The 20,676-nt window shown below is 72.9% G+C and carries 19 protein-coding genes; 9 read left to right on the top strand and 10 right to left on the bottom strand.

The genetic code is table 11. The features are described 5' to 3' along the window. Positions 1-23 precede the first annotated feature (23 nt). Positions 24-488 carry an HIT family protein gene (locus QSK37_RS07195; RefSeq protein WP_285618405.1) on the top strand — a complete coding sequence of 155 codons (465 nt, stop codon included), beginning with the start codon at positions 24-26 and terminating at the stop codon, positions 486-488. Between the two features lie 18 nt (positions 489-506). On the opposite strand, the gene QSK37_RS07190 is transcribed toward QSK37_RS07195, so the two are convergent. The 5 genes from QSK37_RS07190 to QSK37_RS07170 are packed head-to-tail and all read right to left on the bottom strand — an operon-like array spanning position 507 to position 6,802. Next, positions 507-1,370, bottom strand: coding sequence for an endo alpha-1,4 polygalactosaminidase (locus tag QSK37_RS07190; protein WP_285618404.1), 864 nt, complete (start codon positions 1,368-1,370; stop codon positions 507-509). A 26-nt stretch (positions 1,371-1,396) separates the two neighbouring features. Further along, entirely contained in the window at positions 1,397-2,509 is a 1,113-nt protein-coding gene (locus QSK37_RS07185) for an alanine racemase (protein WP_285618403.1), read from the bottom strand. Beyond that, entirely contained in the window at positions 2,509-4,140 is a 1,632-nt protein-coding gene (locus tag QSK37_RS07180) for an IucA/IucC family protein (RefSeq protein ID WP_285618402.1), read from the bottom strand. The genes QSK37_RS07185 and QSK37_RS07180 overlap by 1 nt, the downstream gene beginning before the upstream one ends. Continuing rightward, the gene (locus QSK37_RS07175) at positions 4,137-5,693 is read right to left on the bottom strand and encodes an IucA/IucC family protein (protein ID WP_285618401.1); all 1,557 of its coding nucleotides are present in this window, start codon (positions 5,691-5,693) and stop codon (positions 4,137-4,139) included. Before QSK37_RS07175 ends, QSK37_RS07180 begins: the two co-directional genes overlap by 4 nt. Beyond that, the gene (locus QSK37_RS07170; protein ID WP_285618400.1) at positions 5,690-6,802 is read right to left on the bottom strand and encodes an ATP-grasp domain-containing protein; all 1,113 of its coding nucleotides are present in this window, start codon (positions 6,800-6,802) and stop codon (positions 5,690-5,692) included. The genes QSK37_RS07175 and QSK37_RS07170 overlap by 4 nt, the downstream gene beginning before the upstream one ends. A 126-nt stretch (positions 6,803-6,928) precedes the next feature. On the opposite strand from QSK37_RS07170, the gene QSK37_RS07165 reads away from it, so the two are divergent. Both QSK37_RS07165 and QSK37_RS07160 read left to right on the top strand, forming a co-directional pair. After that, positions 6,929-7,720 carry an ABC transporter ATP-binding protein gene (locus QSK37_RS07165; RefSeq protein WP_285570536.1) on the top strand — a complete coding sequence of 264 codons (792 nt, stop codon included), beginning with the start codon at positions 6,929-6,931 and terminating at the stop codon, positions 7,718-7,720. Further along, entirely contained in the window at positions 7,720-8,340 is a 621-nt protein-coding gene (locus QSK37_RS07160; protein WP_285618398.1) for an HD domain-containing protein, read from the top strand. The genes QSK37_RS07165 and QSK37_RS07160 overlap by 1 nt, the downstream gene beginning before the upstream one ends. Here the strand turns inward: QSK37_RS07160 and QSK37_RS07155 are convergent. Beyond that, entirely contained in the window at positions 8,294-8,563 is a 270-nt protein-coding gene (locus tag QSK37_RS07155; RefSeq protein ID WP_285570531.1) for a DUF4031 domain-containing protein, read from the bottom strand. The two genes, QSK37_RS07160 and QSK37_RS07155, sit on opposite strands and share 47 nt — an antisense overlap. Positions 8,564-8,609: 46 nt before the next feature. On the opposite strand from QSK37_RS07155, the gene QSK37_RS07150 reads away from it, so the two are divergent. Together QSK37_RS07150 and nudC are read left to right on the top strand one after the other, a co-directional pair. Beyond that, entirely contained in the window at positions 8,610-10,013 is a 1,404-nt protein-coding gene (locus tag QSK37_RS07150; protein WP_285618397.1) for a dipeptidase, read from the top strand. Then, the gene (gene nudC / locus QSK37_RS07145; protein ID WP_285618898.1) at positions 10,013-10,906 is read left to right on the top strand and encodes an NAD(+) diphosphatase; all 894 of its coding nucleotides are present in this window, start codon (positions 10,013-10,015) and stop codon (positions 10,904-10,906) included. The genes QSK37_RS07150 and nudC overlap by 1 nt, the downstream gene beginning before the upstream one ends. A gap of 298 nt (positions 10,907-11,204) precedes the next feature. Here nudC and QSK37_RS07140 read toward each other — a convergent pair whose 3' ends face one another. Next, complete coding sequence (locus QSK37_RS07140; RefSeq protein ID WP_285618396.1) at positions 11,205-11,402, bottom strand: DUF5999 family protein; 198 nt, start codon at positions 11,400-11,402, stop codon at positions 11,205-11,207. Between the two features lie 270 nt (positions 11,403-11,672). On the opposite strand from QSK37_RS07140, the gene QSK37_RS07135 reads away from it, so the two are divergent. Then, positions 11,673-12,056, top strand: coding sequence for a response regulator (locus tag QSK37_RS07135; protein ID WP_285618395.1), 384 nt, complete (start codon positions 11,673-11,675; stop codon positions 12,054-12,056). A 26-nt stretch (positions 12,057-12,082) separates the two neighbouring features. Here the strand turns inward: QSK37_RS07135 and QSK37_RS07130 are convergent, their stop codons facing one another. Beyond that, positions 12,083-12,742 (bottom strand): response regulator transcription factor, encoded by a 660-nt coding sequence (locus tag QSK37_RS07130; protein WP_285570517.1) that lies wholly within the window; start codon positions 12,740-12,742, stop codon positions 12,083-12,085. Between the two features lie 82 nt (positions 12,743-12,824). On the opposite strand from QSK37_RS07130, the gene QSK37_RS07125 reads away from it, so the two are divergent. Both QSK37_RS07125 and QSK37_RS07120 read left to right on the top strand, forming a co-directional pair. Next, positions 12,825-14,801, top strand: a complete 1,977-nt coding sequence (locus QSK37_RS07125; RefSeq protein ID WP_285618394.1) for a CHASE3 domain-containing protein — start codon at positions 12,825-12,827, stop codon at positions 14,799-14,801. Between the two features lie 51 nt (positions 14,802-14,852). Beyond that, on the top strand, positions 14,853-16,595 hold the full coding sequence (locus QSK37_RS07120) for a pyruvate dehydrogenase (RefSeq protein ID WP_285618392.1): 1,743 nt from the start codon (positions 14,853-14,855) through the stop codon (positions 16,593-16,595). A 175-nt stretch (positions 16,596-16,770) separates the two neighbouring features. Here the strand turns inward: QSK37_RS07120 and lanKC are convergent, their stop codons facing one another. Together lanKC and QSK37_RS07110 are read right to left on the bottom strand one after the other, a co-directional pair. Continuing rightward, positions 16,771-19,338 (bottom strand): class III lanthionine synthetase LanKC, encoded by a 2,568-nt coding sequence (gene lanKC / locus QSK37_RS07115; protein ID WP_285618391.1) that lies wholly within the window; start codon positions 19,336-19,338, stop codon positions 16,771-16,773. 15 nt (positions 19,339-19,353) lie between these two features. Further along, positions 19,354-19,623 carry a hypothetical protein gene (locus tag QSK37_RS07110; RefSeq protein WP_285618390.1) on the bottom strand — a complete coding sequence of 90 codons (270 nt, stop codon included), beginning with the start codon at positions 19,621-19,623 and terminating at the stop codon, positions 19,354-19,356. A 543-nt stretch (positions 19,624-20,166) separates the two neighbouring features. Here QSK37_RS07110 and QSK37_RS07105 point away from each other — a divergent pair. Continuing rightward, positions 20,167-20,448 carry an FHA domain-containing protein gene (locus QSK37_RS07105; RefSeq protein WP_285570498.1) on the top strand — a complete coding sequence of 94 codons (282 nt, stop codon included), beginning with the start codon at positions 20,167-20,169 and terminating at the stop codon, positions 20,446-20,448. The last annotated feature ends 228 nt before the right edge of the window (positions 20,449-20,676 follow it).

The raw sequence follows: 20,676 nt of genomic DNA, 5'->3' as shown, positions 1-20,676 counted from the left end.
CCAGGCTCTCTAACATCGGCGTCATGCCGATATCCGCAGGATGTCTGACATGCGATGACAATGCGCGCCTGGGATCGCTGCCGTCCCGAGACCACATCGCGGCCGATCGGTACTGGCGGGCGGCGCACGCGTTCGGCACGGGCATGCCCGGCTGGCTGGTCGTGGTACCCCTGCGGCACGTGACCGCCATCGCCGAGCTGACCGACGCCGAGGCGGCCGTGCTGGGCCAGTGGCAGGTGCGGTTGTCCCGCGCCCTGCACGCCGTGACCGGCTGCGCCAAGACCTACGTCGCCCAGTTCGCCGAGTCCGAAGGCTTCAGCCACGTCCACTTCCACGTCATCCCGCGCATGAGCGACCTTCCGCCGGAACGGCGCGGGCCCGGCGTGTTCGGCATGCTCGGAAGGTCTGAGGACGAGGGCCTCGGCCATGCCCGTCGCGACGATATGGCCGACCGGATCCGGGAGCACCTGGAGCCGCCCCCATGGTGATCCCCGGCCCGGGAGTGGTCAGCAGGTCGCGAAGCGGTGGGCGGGGTCGCCCGGCGGGGTGACGTCGCGGTCGCGGAGGACGACCGACAGCCGGCCGGCATGGTCGCGGCAGGCCGCGGGCAGGTCGCGTGGGCGGTACTCGATGTCGAAGACGCGGCCCGGGTACGCCGACGCGTAGCGGTCGCACTCGTCGTAACGGCCGCACTCCTCGGTGACGGCGAAGTCGAAGCCGATGCCGGCGTGCCAGGGCAGCAGTTCGGCGGTGTTCTTCTGCCCGATGGCCAGGCCGTCGGCGTGGGCGCGGCGGGCGAGGAGGGCGGCGAACGCGGCGTTGTCCTCCGAGGTCAGCCGGCCGCCGGACCGCTCGTAGGAGTCGAGGTTGTCCGGCTCCACCGCCTGGAAGCCCCGGTGCGCGCAGCCGTCGATCCAGGAGCCCACGACCGTGGCGAGCGCGGCTCGCCGGGCGGGCGTCGAGACGTCCAGGAGCGCCTCGTTCCAGTCCTGGTCGATGACCGGCGCGCCGCCGGGCTCGCGCAGCAGGAGGTCCGGGTGGGCCCGCCGCCACCAGGCCAGCTCGTCCGGCTGGGCCTGGAAGGCGTTCACGTAGCAGATGGTGTACCGGCCGGCGAGCGGCGCCGCGGACCGGTCGCGGGAGACGACCCGCACCCCGGACGCGGGCGGGTACGGACCTCCGATCTGGTAGTCGAACCCCGCGGCGGCGGGTGGCGGCGTGAACCGCGGAGACGGCCGTGCGCCGCCGCTCCCCGGCGAGGAACCCCGGCCGAGGACGACGGCGAACACGACGGCGAGCACGACGGCGACGACCACCGCCGCGCCGGTCATCAGTGCGACCCGGCGCGGGCGACTCTGGAAGACGGCCACCCGCGGAAGCTACCGGAAGCCGCGACCTAACCGGGCCCGACGTAGTGGACCGAGGGCTTCGGGTGCATCAGGAAGTCGTGGTGGGAGATGTTCCAGGCGTACGCCCCGGCCATCGCGAAGGCCACCACGTCGCCGACCGCGATGCGCTCCACGGTCACGTCGCGGGCCAGGACGTCCTTGGGCGTGCACAGCTGGCCCACGAGGGTCACGGGGCCGCCCACGCCGTCGCCGCTGCCTGCCGGCAGCACGGTGAACGGCTGGTCGTGCCCCTTGGCCGCCGGCGTGCGCAGGTGATGGGTGCCGCCGCGCAGCACGGCGTACGCCGTGCCGTGGGTGCGCTTGACGTCCAGCACGTCCGTGACGTACCAGCCGCAGTAGGCCGTGACCGCCCGGCCCGGTTCGACGCGCAGGACCTCGCCGGGCCGCCGCAGCGCGGCCAGCCCCGCCCCGTACGCCGCCCAGTCGAACCGGCGGGCGGGGTCCCGGTAGTCGACGGCCATGCCCCCGCCGAGATTGATCTCGGCGGGACCCTCCAGCCACGACCTTGCCCAGCCGAGCACGTGGGCCGCCACCTCCAGCAGCGGCTCGGCCTCCAGGCCGGACGCCAGATGGGCGTGCATGCCGCGCAGCCGCAGCCAGGGCGCCTCGGCCAGCAGGTCCAGGCAGCGCCCGAGCGCCTCGGCGTCCATGCCGAACGGCCCGCTCATCCGCAGCGACGCCCCGGCCGCCGCGATGGGCAGGTTGACCCGCAGCAGCACGTCCGCCTCGCGGCGCAGCGCGGCGAGGCGCCGCAGCTCCAGCGGCGACTCGACGTGGATCCGGTGCACGGGCGCGGGTCCGGCGAACGCCGCGGCCAGCTCCTCTTCGGTCTTGCCCGGCCCGCCGAACGCCAGGCGGGTCCCTGGCAGCGCCGCGCGCACGTGGGCCAGTTCGCCGCCCGAGGAGACCTCGACCCCGTCGACGTGCGGCGCGAGCGCCGCGAGGATCCGCGCGTCGGGGTTGGCCTTGGCCGCGTAGTACAGCTCCGCGGGGACCGCCTCGCGGATCGCCGCGGCGTGCGCGCCCAGGCCGGCGAGGTCGTAGACGTAGGCGGGCGGCGCGGCCGACAGCGCCCGTTCCCGTACGGCGCCGGAGAGCATCACGGGCTCACGGCGAGGTCGGCGAGCGGGTTGGGCACGGCGACATAGGGCGCGGCGCGGTCGGGGTCACGGGCCCAGCGCGTGCGCAGGTTGGCCTTGGCGGGCAGCGGCACGCCCGCGAGCAGGGCGCGCAGCCGCGCCGCGCCGCCGGGCACGGCCGGCGCCTCCTCGGCGCACCGGGCGACGTGGTGGCGGGCCAGCCGCCACAGCTCGCGCTCCAGCGCCGGGCACAGGTCCGCGACGGCCGCGGCGACCTCGGCGAGGTGGTTGACGAACAGGCAGTACACCACGCGGTCCCAGCCGCGCTCGGGGTCGTAGGTCATGGCGCGCGCCACCGGGCCGGGCAGCTCGTCGAGGAAGGACGCCCACGGCTCGCGCAGCAGCTTGGTGCCCTCCAGGTCGCGAAAGATCGCCTGGGCGGGCATGCCGTCGCCGTCCACGGCGACCAGGACGTTCTGCAGGTGGGGTTCGAGGACGACGCCGTGGTCGAGGTAGGCGCGCAGCACCGGCGGGGCGACGTGGCGGACGTAGGCGTCCCACCAGGCCAGCAGGTGCTCGGGGGAGGAGCCGGTGAGCAGCCGGGCGACGGCCGCGCCGCTGCGGGCGTACGGGTCGGCGATGGCGGCGGCGAGCAGCGGCGTGCCCGCGAAGCCGCGGACGCCCTCGCGGACGATGACGCCGAGCCCCTCGTGCAGCCGCGGGTCGCCGACCGAGACCGTGCGGTATCCGGGCTCGCCGAGCAGCCCGGCCGGCAGCCCGTCGAAGACCGGCCGCAGCGCGCGGGTCAGCGCGACCGCGCCGGGCAGCTCGTACCAGGCGTTCTTGCGCACGCAGTTGGTGATGCGCACGTCGAGGCTGAACTTCAGGAACGCGTCGGGCACGTAGACCGTCCGCACCGAGGAGGTCGGCGTGGCCTCCGGACCGTACGGGCCCAGGTCGATGATCGCGTCCGCGGCGGGCGCGAGCAGCGCGAGCTGCCAGGGATGCGCGGGCAGCGCGCGGTAGCCGGCGCGCACCGGCGGGCCGAGCCGGTCCAGCAGGGTGACGTCGCCCTCCTCGGCGATCGCGTCCTCGCGCACCGCGAGCCAGTGCAGCGGGAAGCGGCGGCCGGTCTCGGGGGCGTAGGACGGCCAGTCCGCGCCCTGCCGGGCCTTGGGCGAGGGGTGGAACCGGTGCCCGGCGATCAGGGCCTGCTCCGAGTCGAGGTACGGGTCGGGCTCCGGCGGCCGCCCTTCGCCGATCATGGTCTGGACGGCGTCGTGGCTCGCCGTGACCTGCTCGGTGAACTCCGGATTGGCCTCTCCGGTCGTCAGTTCCAGCTCGCCGGCGACCAGTTCGGCGAGCCGCTGCCAGCCGATCGGCACCCAGCCGTCGCGCAGTTCCTCGACCGGCGCGGCGAGGCGCGGGGTCATCACCTGTGGCCGCAGCAGCCGTGCCCGCAGCATCGCGCCGACGCGGGGGAGCCGCACGACGAGGTACGGGTGGGCCGGCCAGATCTGGCGCTCTGGCGCGCACAGCTCGCGTACCGCGCAGTTGAGCAGGGCGAGCGCGGTGATCTCACCGGCGTCGGCGCGCGGGGACGGCGGGGCGGGCACCGGCCGGAGGGGGACGGCGTGGGCGAGCGACGTCAAGACGCGGACCTCTTCGGATAGTTCGTCAGGTAATTCGGCCCGGACGGGCCGTAGTGCTTGTTGATGTCCTCGGCGCCGGTACGGTCCTTGCCGACGAGCGTGCCGGCGGTGACCATGGCCTTGCCGGGCAGCCGGTCGGCGTCGAGAGTCCGGGCGCGCAGGAAACCGGTGGGGTCGTGCGCGGTGAGCGCCGCGTCGAGACGGTCGCGGATCAGCTCCAGGCCCGTGGCGAGGGGCAGCAGGCCGCGTTCGGCGAGGCCGAACGCGAGCGCGCCCGCGCACAGGTGCACGGTGATCGTGACGAAGACCTTGGCCAGGGCCTCCGGATCGGTGGTCGGCAGCCGGGGGTCGGCGAACTCCCCGGGCTCCGGCGCCCGGCCGAGCGCGTCGCCGAGCCGCCGCAGGTCGATGAGCGCCCCGTCGTTGTCCTTGATCATCAGCCGCATCGGCGGGCCGGGGACGATGGAGACGTTCTGCTGGTGCGCCTCCAGCGCGATGCCGTACCGCGTCAGCAGCGGGACGTTCCAGCGGAACAGCGCGTGGAGGTAGTCGCCGAAGAAGGCGGCCACGTCCCCGGCCAGCTCCTCGATGACGTAGGGGCCCTCCGGCGTGCGGGCGAGCAGGGCCGCGACCGGCACGCCGTCGGCCGGCATGCGCCGCAGCAGGTAACCGCGGAGCGGGTCGTCGGCGTGCCCGTAGGTCTGTTCGTCGGCCAGGAGGACGGGCGCGTTCTCGCGCTCGGCGACGGCGCGGAGCACGCGTTCGACCAGGGCGCCGTCGGAGAGCGTGCCCGGCATGATCACCCGGCGGTTGCGCAGGCCGAGCGTGCTCGTCGGCAGCGGCAGCTTGAGCTGCTCGCGCGGCCCGACGGCCACCGTCCGCATGGACAGTGTGGGCCGTACGGTCACCGCGGGGCCGGGCACGGTCGGCAGCAGCCGGGCCGTGAGCGGGTGCACGGGGAACACGTCGGTGCCGTCCGGCAGGCCGAGGTCGGCGGCCGCGGGCCACCAGTCCGGGCGCACGCCACGGCAGGTGGACCCCGGCACGGCGGTCCAGCAGAGCCGGAACGACGGGCCGAACTCCGGCGCGTAGGCGAGCAGGTCGCGCTCCTCCAGGCCGAGGCGGCACCGCGCGGTCGGGTAGACCGGGTGGTCGAGGGCGGCCGCGAGCGCCTCGTAGCGGGTCACGCCGCCGGGGCGCGGCCGTACCGCGTCGTACAGGCGGAGCGCGCGCAGCGCCTCACGGCACTCGCGTTCGAAGGCGGCGACGTCGTCGCGGGGGTCGGCGAGCGCGCGGGTGGCCGCGATCACCTCGTCGAGGGTGAGCGCGTCGTCGTCGACCACGCGCTCGGCCAGGAAGCCGGGGTGGCGGCCCGTGCCGGCCCGCTCGCGCGTCAGCGCGACGGCGCGCCCGCCCGGCAGCGTCAGCCGCCCGTCCGCGACGTGCCGCGACAGCCGGCCGTAGTCCTCGCGCAGGAGCGCGTCGAGCACGCGGGCGGCGAGGTAGACCTCACGTTCGCGGGAGCGTACGGGCGTGGCGGTCTCGCCGGTCAAGGGACGATCTCCCAGGCGTGCCGCTCGCGGAACGCGCGGATCGCCGCGTCGACCGCGGCGGCGTCCGGGCCGAGCGCGCGGATCATGCCGAGGTAGTCGCGGTTGGTGCGGGTCGGCTCGATCAGGTCCCCGAGGGCGCGGACCGGCCAGTAGGCGAGCCGCACGCCGCCGTCCTCGTGTTCCTGGCGCTCCGGCGCGGAGACCAGCGTGCCGGGCCGGTCCGCGATCACGGAGTCGACCGCGGCGTGCCCGCCGGCGGCCGGTACGGGCGGCACCGGCTCGCCCAGGTGGGCGCGCAGCACCCATTCGAAGATCGGCACGCCGAGCAGGTCGCCGAGCAGGAAGTCGCAGTGGTCGCCGATGATCCGGTAGTTCACCTCGACGACGCGGGCGCGGCCCTCGTGCACGACGTACTCGGTGTGGCAGGCGCCGAGGCCGACGCCCAGCGTGCGCAGCGCGGCCAGCACCTCGCCGGCGTAGGGCGGCGTCGTCCAGTCGAGGCGCTCCTCGACGAAGTGCGGCGGGGGCGAGACCGTCGTGCGGAACCCGCCGAGGACCCGGCCGTTCAGCGTCTCCAGGGTGTGCAGCGTGCCGGGGAGGTACTCCTCGGCGAGGAGCGCCTCGGGCCGCCGGGCCCAGATCTCCGCGCACCGGGCCTTCAGCTCGTCCGCGTCGCCCACGAGGAAGACGTCCTCGCTGGCCACGCCCTCGCGAGGCTTGACCACGAGCGGGTAGGGCGCGTCGCCGGGCGGCCCCTCCCCGGGCCACAGCTCGACGGCGTACACCCCGCCGAGGGCGCGCCGCGTGAGCGCCTTGTTCTTGGCGCGCAGCGTGGCGCGCCAGTCCTTGGCCGGCAGGCCGAAGAACTCCGCGGCCAGCGCCGCCGGCGTCTGCAGGTGGTCGCTGTTGGAGAAGATCGCCGCGGGCTCGCCGCCGCGGGCGACGGCGGCGACGATCGAACGGAAGTCGGTGACGTCGCAGCGCAGGGTCTCCACCGGCCACTCGCGGTCGGTCAGCAGGGTGACGTCCAGGCCCAGCGCGGCGGCGGCCGGGAGGAACCCGTGGGTCACCGAGTCGGTCTGCTTGCCGGCCACGATGTAGAGCCGCACGGGTCCCCCGGTTCGTGAAATGGAGTGAGGTAAGGCTTACCTAAGCTCAGGGTGACCATAGTGGCGCGCGCCCACGGCGGTACGCAACAACGGAGGCCGCGCGTGTCTCGGATAACCTGCCAGGCGATGAGCGCTGACAAACCGACCGTGCTGCAGACCGACGACGTCCGGTTCGTACGGGACCGCCGGGCCCTGCTCGACGAGGTCTCCCTGACCGTGCGAGAGGGGGAGCACTGGGCCCTCCTCGGCGCCAACGGCGCCGGCAAGTCCACGCTGCTCAGCCTGCTCGGCGCGTACCAGCATCCGACGAGCGGGTCGGTCGACGTGCTCGGTCGGCGGCTCGGCCGGGTGGACGTACGCGAGTTGCGCGCCCACATCGGGCACGTCAACCCGCACCACCCGCTGCGGTCCGCCCGCACGGTGCACGAGATCGTGCTCACCGGGATGACCGGCAGCATCGAGCTGGTCCCGCACTGGAAGCCCGAGCCGGAGGACCTCGACCGCGCCGAGGAGCTGATCGAGCTGCTCGGGCTCGACTCCCACCGCGACGCCCGCTGGCCGACGCTGTCGCACGGCGAGCGCGGCCGGGCGCTGATCGCCCGCGCGCTCATGCCGCGCCCCCGGCTGCTCCTGCTCGACGAGCCGGCCACCGGGCTCGACGTCGCGGCCCGCGAACGGCTGCTCAGCTCGATCGACCAGCTCCGCCGCGCCCAGCCGTCGCTGACCACCGTGCTGGTCACCCACCACCTGGAGGAGCTGCCGGCCAGCACCACCCACGCGATCCTGCTCCGGCAGGGCCGGGTGCTCGCCTCCGGCGCCGCCGACGACGTGCTGACCACCGGGCTGATCAGCGCCTGCTTCGACCATCCGATCACCATCGAGCGGACCGGCGGGCGCTGGACCGCCCGCGCCTCCTGATGGACCTGCTGCGGCGCTGGCCGGGCCCGGAGGCGCTCGGCGCCGAGCTGCTGCGGCGCTACGCGGAGCCACACCGCCGCTACCACACCACCGAGCACCTCGCCGAGGTGCTCGACCACGTCGACGAACTGGCCGGCGAGGCCGCCGACGCCGACACGGTGCGCCTGGCGGCCTGGTTCCACGACGCGGTGTACGACCCGATGCGCGGCGACAACGAGGAGCGCAGCGCCGTGCTGGCCGAGCGGATGCTCGCCGACACCGACCTGCCCGCCGCGACGGTCGCCGAGGTCGCCCGTCTCGTCCGGCTGACCGCGACCCACGACCCGGCGGAGGGCGACCGCGACGGCGCGGTGCTGTGCGACGCCGACCTGGCCGTCCTCGCCGCGCCGCCGGACCGCTACGCGGCGTACGCCGCCGCCGTCCGCGAGGAGTACGCCGCGGTGCCGGACGAGGCGTTCCGCGCCGGCCGCGCGGAGATCCTGCGCGCCCTGCTCGCCCTGCCCGCGCTGTACCGCACCGCGCCCGCGCGCGAGCGCTGGGACGCCGCCGCACGGCACAACGTCGAGACTGAGCTCATGCTCCTGGGGAGTACTTCCGGCGGCGCAGGCCCGCCCGGATGAGCCGGGCCACCAGCTCCTGCGACCCGATCGGCTCCGCGCCCAGCCGCAGCGCCGGTTCGTACAGGTCGGCGGGCACGTCGTAGTGGTCGCGCTCGAAGGCGCGGGGTGGCATCCCGAGCCGCGCGGCGAACTCGTGCAGTTCGGCGAACGACGTGTCGCTGACCATGTGGGACCACAACCGCCCGCGGGCGGGCCACAGGGGGCGGTCGATGAAGACGGTCACGGCATTAGAGTGCCAGAAGACGTCGCACCTGCAAGGAAGCGGTTAAATGGACGTACGCGAGTACATCGAGGCCAACGCGAGCGGTTTCTTCACGGCGCTGAAGGACTGGCTCGCCATCCCGTCGATCTCCGGTGACCCCGCGCGCCGCGGTGACGTACGCCGCTCCGCGGAATGGCTCCAGGCGCACCTGCGCGAGACCGGGTTCCCTCTCGTGGAGATCTGGGAGACCGGCACCCAGGACGCCCCCGGCCTGCCGGCCGTGTTCGCCGAGTGGCCCGCCGCCGACCCGGACGCGCCCACCGTCGTCGTGTACGGCCACCACGACGTGCAGCCGGTCGAGCCGCTGGACGAGTGGGAGACCGCGCCGTTCGACCCGATCGAGCGGGGCGATCGGATCATCGGCCGCGGCGCGTCCGACGACAAGGGGCAGGTGTTCTTCCACACGCTCGGGCTGAAGGCGAACCTGGCCGCGAGCGGCGCCACCGCGCCCCCGGTCACGATCAAGATGCTGGTCGAGGGCGAGGAGGAGTCCGGCTCGCCGCACTTCCCCCAGCTCCTGCGCGACCGCCGCGACCGGCTCGCCTGCGACGCCATCGTGATCAGCGACACGACCATGTGGGCCGCCGACGTGCCGTCCCTGTGCACCGGCATGCGGGGCCTCACCGAGGCGGAGGTCTCGCTGCACGGGCCGTCCATCGACCTGCACTCCGGTTCGTTCGGCGGGGCGGTGCCCAACCCGCTGCACGCGATGGCGTCGCTGCTCGCGGGCCTGCACGACGAGCAGAACCGCGTCACGCTCAAGGGCTTCTACGACGGCGTCGTCGAGCTCACGGACGAAGAACGGGAGCTGTTCGCGCGGCTGCCGTTCGACGAGGCCGCGTGGCTGGAGACGGCCGGCGGCAGCCGGGCGGCCTTCGGCGAGGAGGGCTTCACCACGCTGGAGCGCGTCTGGGCGCGGCCCACCGCCGAGGTCAACGGCATGTGGGGCGGCCACACCGGGCCGGGCGGCAAGACGATCGTGCCGCGTGAGGCGCACGCCAAGGTGTCGTTCCGGCTGGTCGCGGGGCAGGACCCGCGGGCGGTGCAGGAGGCGTTCGCGGCCTATGTCGACGAGCACACCCCGCCCGGCGTCGAGGCGCGCGTGAGGTTCCCCAGCAGCGGCGTGCGCCCGTGCTTCTCGCCGATCGACTCCGTGGGCGTGCGGGCGGCCCGGCGGGCGATGGAGCGCGCGTTCGGCACGGAGGTCCTGTTCACCCGGGAGGGCGGCAGCGGCCCCGAGGCCGACCTCGCCGACATCCTGGAGGCGCCGCTGGTGTTCATCGCGGTCGGCCTGGACGAGGACCAGATCCACGCGCCCAACGAGAAGGTGGAAAAGCCCTTGCTGCTCAAGGGCGCGGAGGCCGCCGCCTACCTCTGGGACGAGTTCGCGCGCGGCCAGGAGGGCTCGTGATCGAGGGGACGCTGGGGTGGCTGGCGCTCGCCCGCGGCGCGCTCGACCGCGTCGCCGAGCGCCGTCGTGACGACGCCTGGCTCGCCAGGACGTGGGCGGATCCCCGCAGCCGGGTGATGGTGGTCGAGCGAGGCAAGACGCTCGTACGGCCCGAGCCCGCGCTGGTGTTCCTCCCGCCGGAGCAGGCGCCCGAGGGCGAGCGCTACCTGCTGGGCGTCGACGGCGACGAGACGGCCTACTTCGCGGTGTCGGCCCCGCTGCCCGCGATCGAGGGCACCGAGCCGGCCGGCCTGCGCGCGGTCGGCGCGCGGCTCAGCGACCGCGACGCCGGCCTGCTCACCCAGGCCGTCGCCCTGCAGAACTGGCACGAGACCCACACGCACTGCCCGCGCTGCGGCGCGCTCACGGAGCCGGCGTCCGCGGGGCACACCCGGGTCTGCACGGTGGACGGCTCGGAGCACTTCCCCCGTACGGACCCGGCCGTGATCATGCTGGTCCACGACGACGAGCGGATGCTGCTGGCGAGCAGCCACAAGTGGCCGGCGCAACGGATGTCGGTCCTGGCCGGGTTCGTCGAGCCGGGAGAGTCGCTGGAGCAGGCCGTGGCACGTGAGGTCCGCGAGGAGGTGGGGATCGCGGTGCACGACTGCCGCTACCTCGGGAGCCAGCCGTGGCCCCTGCCTCGCAGCCTCATGCTGGGGTTCTTCGCCCGCGCGTACGACGGTCAGGACCTGCGCGTGGACGGCGAGGAGATCAAGAGCGCCCGCTGGTTCACCCGGCCAGAGCTGCGAGCCGCCACCGAGTCGGGGCGGCTGGGGCTGCCGGGCCGGATCTCGATCGCCCGGCAGCTCATCGAGCGCTGGTACGGCGGCGAGTTGCCCGATGACTCCTGACGGGCGACCCGCCGCCGCGCGGGGTGGGGGAGGGAGAGCCGGCCGTACGGCCTGGTCGACAGGGGCCGGCGTCGCCAGACCGTACGGCGGTCCGTTCGGCCTTGGGGACGGCCGTCGGGCGGGGGTGCAGGGGCTCGGTCGGGGGCCGGCCGCTCAGTAGGGGAGCGGGCGACCGGACGGGGCGCGAAGGTCGAGCTCGGGGAGCGTGGTGCCGCGCGGCCGTCTGACCTGGGTGCGGATGCGGCGCATGGGTCGGTCCTTTGCTCGTTCTGTGGGCTCGTTCTGTGGCTGTTGGGTCTCAGGCGGCGAGCGTCAGCGGACGCGCCCGGTGGGGCGACACGGTGTGCCCGTCCGGGGACAGCTCGCCGGTGTCGTCGAAGACCACGACACCGTTGCAGAGCAGACTCCAGCCCTGCTCCGGATGCGCGGAGATGACGCGTGCGGCGGTGTGGTCCTCGGCAGTCGCTTCGGGGCACTGCGGCCAGTGCTGGCACATGACGTCCTCTCCTCTCACGGCTCGGTTGGGGTTATGCCTCCACAATCGCGCCTACGGCGCGTCGTGTCTGCGCGGCCAGCCACCATTCGCCTGTCCTGCCAGCGCCAGTGCCCACCCCCCTGCTAGCCGGTATACGGCCGTCCCGGCGCGGCTGGACACCCGTCCGACCTGGGCTTTCACGGGCCGGACAGTGGCGTCCGGGCAGCGGGAGGACCTATATTCCGGTTAGCGGCAATGCGTATTCGACCAGTGATTCGCCAGACTGGGGCCATGGACATGCGCTGTCTGATCGTTGACGACAACGACCGTTTCCTCGAGACCGCCCGCGGCGTTCTCGAGCGTGACGGCATCGACGTCGTCGGCGTCGCGTCAGACGGCCAGGAGGCGCTCGAGAAGATCGGCGAACTCCGTCCCAGCGTGGCCCTCGTCGACGTCTGCCTCGGTGAGGAGTGCGGCGTCGAGCTCGCCGGCCTGCTCATCGACGAATCGCCCGCCAAGCCGATCGTGATCCTGATCTCCACCTATCCGGCGGACGACTTCGCCGACATCGTCGCCGGCAGTGCGGCCCTCGGCTTCCTGCCCAAGTCGGAGCTGTCCGGCCCGGCGATCCGCAAGCTGATCGGCGAGATCGACCGGGCCCCCACCGATTCCTAGCCGAAACGCGTCACGGAGCGTGTCGATCAGCGGTTGTCCAGGAAGGTGATCACGGCGAGCACCCGTCTGTGATCGTCTTCGGTCTCCGGCAGCTGCATCCGCGCCAGGATGCTGCGCACGTGCTTCTCCACCGTGCCCTCGGTGATCCACAGGCGGTTGGCGATGCCGGCGTTCGAACGGCCCTCGGCCATCAGCGCGAGCACTTCCCGCTCGCGTTCGGTCAGGCCCTCCAAAGGGTCGTCCTTGTGGCGGGCGGTGAGGAGCTCCTGGACCAGCCCCGGGTCCACCACGGAGCCGCCCTGGGCGATCCGCTCGACCGTCTCGATGAACTCACGGACCTCCGTGACCCGGCTTTTCAGCAGGTAGCCGACCCGCTGCCCGGCGGCGAGCAGCTCCGTCGCCTGGTCGACCTCGACATGCGCCGACAGCAGGAGGATCCCGATCGCGGGGAACTCCCGGCGGATCACCTGGGCGGCGTCCAGCCCCTCGGTCTCATACGCCGGAGGCATGCGAATGTCGACGATGGCGACGTCGGGCCGGTGTTCGCGCACGGCGGCGATGAGCTCCTCGCCGTCGCCCGCCTGCGCGACGATCTCGAACCCCGACCGTTCGAGGAGACTCGCGAGTCCCGCGCGGAGCAGTACGTCGTCCTCGGCCAGGGCGATCCGCGCCTTACGTTCGACCATCACTCTCCTCCGCACGTAGAGTGATTCCACACCAACCCTAATCTCATTATCGGCCAGTATTCGCTGGTCGAGAGGATGAGCAGTGACCGGATGGGCGTTCCCGCCGTCGAGGGTCGTCACTCCACGGGGCCTGAGCCGGCGGATGATCATCGCGACCACGCTGTTCGCGTTGCTGATGGCCGTGACGTTCGTGATCCTCGCCGGGGCGATCGTCGGGCTACGCCACGCGGCGACGCTGTCGGGCCGGTCCGAGGAGGTGCTCGCCGCCTCGGACCGCCTCGACCGGCTCGTCGTGGAGCTGCAGTCCGGCGCGCGTGGCTATCAGATCACCCGCGACGAGGTCTTCCTGAAGCCCTGGACGGCCGCCCGCGCCGCCCTTCCCGCCCAGGCGGCGGAGTTCCGGCGCCTGGCCGCCACGGTCGACGCCGGCCAGGCCGGACGCGCCGACGCGATCGTGCGCGCCGCGACGTCCTACCTCGAGGACTTCTCGGTCCCGCTCGTGACCGCGATCCAGGAGGGGCGGCAGCCGGGCCTGCGCCCCGCCCCGGCGGTCGCGGAGGGGCAACGGCGGGTCGCCGCCCTGCGCTCCGACTTCGACCGATTCGTGACCGTCCAGCGCTCGCTCGCCACCCGTTACGAACAGCGTTCGATGAAGGCGTCGCGACGTGCCATGGCCATGGCGGGCGCGGCGGCGGTGAGCTCGATCGCGCTGGTCCTCCTCTTCACCGCCTACCTGACGCGCGCCCTCGTACGGCCGGTGCGCCGCGCGTCGATCATGGCGGCCGACCTGGCCCGCGGAGAGCTGGGCGTCCGCATGCCCGAGACCTCGCTGGGCGAGATCGGCCTGCTCGAGCGCGCGTTCAACACGATGGCGCGCTCATTGGAGACGAGCCACCGCAGGCTCCGCCGGATCGCCGAGGAGCAGGCGGCGCTGCGCCGCGTGGCCACACTCGTGGCGCGGGCGGCCTCCCCGTACGAGGTGTTCGAGACGGTCGCCGCCGAGCTGGGCCGCATCCTGGGCGCGGACTTCGTCGTGATCAGCCGCTTCGAGCCCGACCGGATGGCGACGGTGGTCGGTTCCTGGAAGTCGGAGGAGCGTGCCGAGGCCGCACCGCAGGTCGGTTCGAGCTGGTCGCTGGAGGGCCGGAGCCTGGAGTCATCGGTGCGGCGGACCGGCCGCCCGGCCCGCCTGACCGACTACCAGCGTGCCACCAGCGGCATCGGCGTCTGGGCGCGGACGCGTGGGGTCAGGTCCGGGGCCGGCTGCCCCGTCGTGGTCGAGGGCCGCCTGTGGGGCGTGATGATCGCCTTCACCACGGCGGAGGAACCTCAGCCCGAGGGCGTCGAGGCGCGCATGATCGAGTACACCGAGCTGGTCGGCACCGCGATCGTCAACGCCGAGAGCCGCGCCAAGCTCACCGCCGCCCGTGCCCGGCTGGTGGCCGCCTCCGACGAGACCCGCCGCCGGATCGAGCGCGACCTGCACGACGGCGCCCAGCAGCGGCTGGTGTCCCTGGGGCTGGAACTGCGCACGGCGGAGACGGCCGTACCCGACGGTGAGAACGTGCTGCGCGAGCGGCTCTCCACGACCGTCGAGGGGTTGTCCGGCGTGCTGGAGGATCTGCAGGAGATCTCCCGCGGCCTGCACCCGGCGATCTTGTCCAAGGGCGGCCTGCACCCCGCCATCAAGGCGCTCGCCCGCCGGGCCGGGGTGCCGGTGGAGCTGGAGCTGAACCTCGACCGCCGCCTCGACGATCAGGTCGAGGTGGCCGTCTACTACATCGTCGCGGAGGCGGTGACGAACGCGACCGAGCACGCGTCCGTGTCCCTCGTACGGGTCCGGCTCGACGTCGTCGACGACGGGATCAGCCTGGGCGTGGAGGACGACGGGATCGGCGGAGCCACCCCCGGTCTCGGCGGTTCGGGCCTCATCGGGCTGAAGGACCGCGTCGAGGCGCTCGGCGGCACGATCGAGAGCGAGAGGCCGGGCGGCACGGGCACCACGCTCAACATCCGGATCCCCCTCTGGCCGGCCCGTTCGTCCCGATACGGACCGTGACCGCCCGGGTATGAGGTCGGTGCGGCCGCCGCCGAGCAGGGGGACTCACGAATGGCCAGGCAGAGCATTGGCGATCAGGTCGCCGTCATCCTCGTGCGCGCCGGGGTCGAGCGCGTGTACGGCATCGTCGGCGACAGCCTCAACCCGGTCACCGACGCCATCCGCCGTACGCCCGGCATCGACTGGGTCCAGGTACGGCACGAGGAGGCCGGCGCCTTCGCCGCGGGCGCGGAGGCCCAGATCACCGGCCGTCTCGCGGCGTGCGCCGGCAGCGCCGGGCCCGGCAACCTGCACCTGATCAACGGCCTGTACGACGCGCACCGCAGCATGGCGCCGGTGGTGGCGATCGCCGCCCACATCCCGGGCAGCGAGATCGGCACCGGATACTTCCAGGAGACCCACCCCGACCGGCTGTTCGCCGAGTGCAGCCACTACTCCGAGCTGATCTCCAGTCCCGGGCAGATGCCGCGCGTCCTGCAGACCGCGATCCAGCACGCGGTGGGGCGGTCGGGCGTCTCGGTGGTGTGCCTGCCCGGTGACGTCGCGGGGATGGACGCCCCGGCGGGAGCCGCCCAGCTCTCCCTCGTCACCCACCGCCCGGCGATCCGCCCGGCCGACGAGAAGATCGCCGAACTCACCCGGATGATCGACGACGCCGGACGGGTCACGCTGTTCTGCGGCAGCGGTACGGCGGGGGCGCACGACGAGGTGATGGCACTGGCCGAACGCCTCAAGGCACCGGTCGCCCACGCGCTGCGCGGCAAGGAGTGGATCCAGTACGAAAATCCGTTCGACGTGGGCATGTCCGGCCTGCTCGGCTACGGCGCGGCGTACGAGGCGATGCACGAGGCCGACGTGCTGCTCATGCTCGGCACGGACTTCCCGTACAACAAGTTCCTGCCCGACGACGTGCGGATCGCCCAGGTCGACGTGCGGCCCGAGCACCTCGGCCGCCGGTGCCGGCTGGACCTGGCGGTGTGGGGCGACGCCCGCGAGACGCTGCGGGCCGTGCTTCCCCTCGTGCGCGAGAAACCCGACCGCCGTTTCCTCGACCGCATGCTGAAGCGGCACGCGGAGGCCCTGGAGGGCGCCGTCGCCGCCTACACGCGGGGTGTCGAACGGCACGTTCCGATCCATCCGGAGTACGTCGCGTCGGTGCTGGACGAGGAGGCGGCCGACGACGCGGTGTTCACCGTGGACACGGGCATGTGCAACGTGTGGGCCGCGCGCTACCTGTCCCCGAACGGCCGGCGGCGCGTGATCGGCTCGTTCAGCCACGGTTCGATGGCCAACGCCCTGCCGCAGGCGATCGGCGCGCAACGCGCCGCGCCGGGACGGCAGGTCGTCGCGATGTCGGGGGACGGTGGCCTGTCGATGCTCATGGGCGAACTGCTGACGGTGGTCGGCCAGAGCCTGCCCGTCAAGATCGTGCTGTTCGACAACTCCTCGCTGGCAATGGTCGACCTGGAGATGATGGTCGCGGGCGTGCCGCCGTACGGGACGAGCTACCCGGCCACCGACTACGCGGCGATCGCCCGCGCGGCCGGAGCGCACGGGCTTCGCGTGGAGGACCCGCGCGACGTGCGCGAGGCCCTGCGGGAGGCGTTCCGGCACGACGGTCCGGCGCTCGTGGACGTCGTCACCGACCCGGCCGCGCTGTCCATCCCACCGCACATCACGGGGGAGCAGCTGACGGGGTTCGCGCTGTCGGCGAGCAAGATGGTGATCAACGGCGGCGTCGGCCGCATGCTGCAGCTCGCCCGCTCCAACCTCCGCAACATCCCCCGCCCCTGACACCGCGGCCGTACGGCGCGGGGTTGTTCCCCGCCGGGGCGGCGGGGAACAACCCGGGTCGGGCTATGCCCAGGACGACACGATCGTCCAAACGCACACGCAGAAGTCCGCTGGGGCCTTCTCGCTGGTCATGCCCTGCATCTTGAGGATCTTAGACATCTCCTTCACCTCCTTTTCATGACGTGTGGGCGATGGCCGGCTGCGGATCGAGGTAGGGCAGAACCGTTGAGGTCCCCTCGAGCGCAGCGTTGAGGGCGAGCAGGATGCCCGCGGAACCGGTGGCCAGGTCCATCGAGAGGCGCAGCAGCTTGTCGCCGGGAAAGGCCAGGTGACCCTCGTAGGGCTCCGCGTGCCAGGCCAGCCGCCGGATGTGCGCGTCGACGGCCGGCCGGTCCTCCGGCGCGCCGAGCTGGGCGAGCACCGCCAGAAGTCCCGCCCGGCCGTCGAACAGGCCAGGTTGGACCACGAAGGGCGCCCAGCATCCCCGGCGCACCCGGGTGATGACGGCCGCCATCTCGGGATCGTCGCGGCGCTTGAGGTACTCCTGGAGCACCAGCGCGAGTCCTCCGCTGCCACTGCCGAGGTAGAGGCGATAGCGGCCTCCGCCTTCGCCCAGCTGGAAGGTGCCGTCGTCCAGGTGCTCGCCACGGCTCATCTCCTGGAGCAGGACGGACCGGGCCAGATCCAGGTAGGCGGGATCGGCGGTGTCTTCGTGCAGATGCAGGAAGAGCAGCGCGGCACCCGTCATCCCGGTCAGCAGCCCGGCCTTCCCCGGCCGTCGAGTCCGGCCGCCGTTCGCGTCGGCGGCCACCGGCCCGGCCAGCTCGTCGGCGATCCGCACCGCGGCGGCGCGCAACTCCGAGTCGCCGGTGACCCGGGCGAAGTGCAGCAGGTTCAGGCCGATACCGGCCCAGCCGCCGAGCAAGCCCGGTGCGGGCATGCCACGGCTCAGCTCCCGGGCGCGGTCGAGGACGTCGAGTGCCGCCTCCCGGCGACCGAGCAGGTGGAGGGTCGCGGCGACACCGTGCAGCCCGTCGAACAGGCCGGGCTGCGGTGTCCGGGCCCGCCGGGTCGCCTGGATCAGCCAGTCCACGTACTCGTCGGGAACCTCGGCGCCCACTCGGTCCAGGGCGTAGAGGACCCCCGCCGCGCCGTACGCGAAGGCGTAGCCCCCGTGTTCGAACTGCACCGGGCTGCCGGGGAACAGCCGGTCCTCCCGGTGCGGGGTGGCGCTGGCGTGGATGCCCGCCACCAGCGAGTCACGGAGGGCCGGCCAGTCCGGCTCTTCGGCCGTGAGCAGGGAGACGACCGGATCGGCCTGGATCGTGGTCGGCTGGAGTGTGCGGAGCAGGTGCCCGCCGAAGTCCGGCGGTACGGGGAAGTGCCGCTGTACGGCGTCGACGAGAACGGCCGGCCTGCCGGGCGCCCGCTCCCCACGCAGGTACACGGGCAGGAACAGGAACAGCCGGATGCACTCGACGAGGTACCGGTCCGCGGCGGCGCCCGACAGGTGGGCGGGCGCCGTGAACCCGGGCGCGGCGAGCGCAGGCGCCCGATCGTCCTCGAGCTCCGTGGCGAGCTCGAAGTCGATCAACGCGACGCGCCCGTCCGGACGCACCATCACGTTGCCCGGATGCAGGTCGCCGATGCGGATTCCGCGTCCGTGCACGGCCTCCACCGCGCGCTCGAGCCGGTCGGCGACGTCCAGCGCCCAATCCGTGTAGCCGGCCAGAGCCTGGGCGGTCGGCTCTCGGTTCGTCAAGGGGTAGCGGACGAGGATGGCGTCGAGGAGCGTCGTGCCCTCGATGTACTCCTCCACCAGGAAGTGGTGCTCCCAGGCGACCCGGTGCTCCAGGAGGCGCGGCACGCAGTCCAGCCCGGCCAGCCGCTCCAGAGCCCCGCGTTCCGCGGCGAGCCGGGTCACCGCGTCCACCCTGTCCCGGTCGAGGCCGGCGTGCGGTCGGGCTTCGCGCAGCACCACCTGCTCACCGCTGCGCGTGTCGCGCGCCAGATACACCCCGCCGCCGTTGGAGTGGTGTAGCGCGGCTTCGACGTGGAAGGGGAAGTCCTCGTCACCGTCCGACTGCCAGGCCGCCACATGGGGTCGTAGCACCTCGGGGACCGCTACCCAGTCAGGCACGGTGAAGACCGACGCGCGCTCATCCGGAACCAGCCGGCCGTCAGGTCCTTCCAGGGCGGGCACCGGCTCGCCGTCGTCTCCGGGGCATGTCCGTTCGATGAAGCCGCCGTAGCGGACGTAGAGCGGCCCGTTCCCGTACCGCAGGTCACTCAGGATGTAGGGGCCCGGGAAGCCCGCCAGCAGCTCGGAGAGTTCGGTGAGCACCGCGGCCAGTTCGGTGTCGTCGGCCGGGTACAGCGTGACCGCCTTCCCACTGCTGCTCCGGTCCGCGTACTTGTCGTTCACGGCCAGGACGGCCTTTTCGCTGCGCAGGAACTTGACGGCGATCCGCCGGCCGACGCAGTAGTCCCAGACGATCTCGCACACCTTCGCCGCGTCGGACGGCACGGCCGAGACGTGAATCTTCCAACCCTGCGCGGGAAGTGTCGAGTCGCCGGGGCGGAGGAACACCCACGCTCCACGCTCGTGCCGGTGCCAGCCCGGCGGGGCGGCTCGCCGCGCGGCCGGAAAACGCTCCGCCTCGTCCGGTATCCGCTCCGGGCTGTCGAAAAATATGGGATCGGCGATGCAGAACGGCTGCAGCAATTGCTTGTTGGCGGGCACTCGGGTTCTCCTTGACTAACAGGGCTCTCCGAGTGACAGGCTTCGGGCATCGCCTGGTACGGGATAATCGGTGTTGGCCGGGATGCATACCTTCGTGGCGTCGCCGTTGGCATAGTAAATGTACAGCCAGCTGTTATAGGAGAAGCAGTTGTGGATCGCGGGCGCGCCGGGCACGTATCCGCACGGGTCGGCCGTCGAAGCCGCCGCGCTCCAGGCGGACGCGGACCCGAGGCCGACGGCGGCGGGAAGGGAAATCGCGGCCGCGACGACGATCTTACCGAACAATGACGCCTCCGAGTCAAAAGATGTAACGCTGGCAATTGATGGAAGACTCTAACGACGACCGATGAAATCGCGATAAAAGAGCGATCAAATCACGGTCTTTCAGCAGGGTTGAGTCTGTGGCGTGGCGTTTCTACAGCGTGGCGGCGGCCCCACCGGTGAGGTGGGCGGCCTGGGCCTGCGGTGGGTGCTGTTGTCCGGGTGGGGCTGGGCCTCGGTGATGACCCGGCTATGGATTCGGGCGAAAGGTGCTCTTCACCTTCGGCTGGACGGTTTCGTCGTCTGGCGTGGTGAGAACGGTCCGGTGCGTCGCCCGGTGACGTGCTGTGTGGCCTGCTCCGCCGCTGATCTGCGCAGCCGTAGCCGGGTCGGAGGGGTCTCTTGGTTCGGACGGGTTCGTCTCCTGGCGTCAGGGGGCCGTGCGGTTCGGTGACGTGCTGCTCTGCCGCTGATCTCCGTCCGGTGGCCCTGCGCTCCGGAGGCGTGGTCGGCACGAGACGGTCGTTCGGTGTTGACGGTGTCCGGCGGGGTCCGCAAGATGAGCCGATGCCCGCGATTGCCGTACAGCTGGCCGGGGTGACGTCGGTCTTCCACGACCGCTTCGTCATCGGCACCCGCCGTGACTGCGACCTGGTGCTGCACGACCCGGATGCCAGCCCGCTGCACGCCCTGCTCATCCCGGAGGGGGACGGCTGGCAGGTCGAGGACATGGGCTCCCTGCGCGGGGTGCGCGTCAACGGCCGGCTGTGCACGGCCGCCCCGCTGGCGAAGGGAGACAGGCTTCGTTTGGGCGGCACCACTCTCGTCGTGGTCCCGATCCTCCCCTGAACGCCCTCGCCACGCCCGGCGACCGGCCGCCCCGATCCCGGCGAGCCGCCCCCGATCCCGGCCGGGGCCGATTCGCCCACCTCGCCCGGTGGGCTGGTGCGTCTCGGTGGGCTCGTCCACCTCGTCTGGTCGGTTCGCCTACCTGGTTTGGTGGGCTGGTGTGTCTCGGTGGGCTCGTCCACCTGGCCTGGTCGGTTCGCCTACCTCGTCCGGTGGGCTCGTCCCGGC

Origin of the sequence: Actinoallomurus iriomotensis, from assembly GCF_030269445.1 — a bacterium.
GTDB lineage: Bacteria > Actinomycetota > Actinomycetes > Streptosporangiales > Streptosporangiaceae > Actinoallomurus > Actinoallomurus iriomotensis.
Note: the sequence above shows the minus strand (reverse complement) of the source record. Positions and strands in the feature narration are given on the sequence as shown.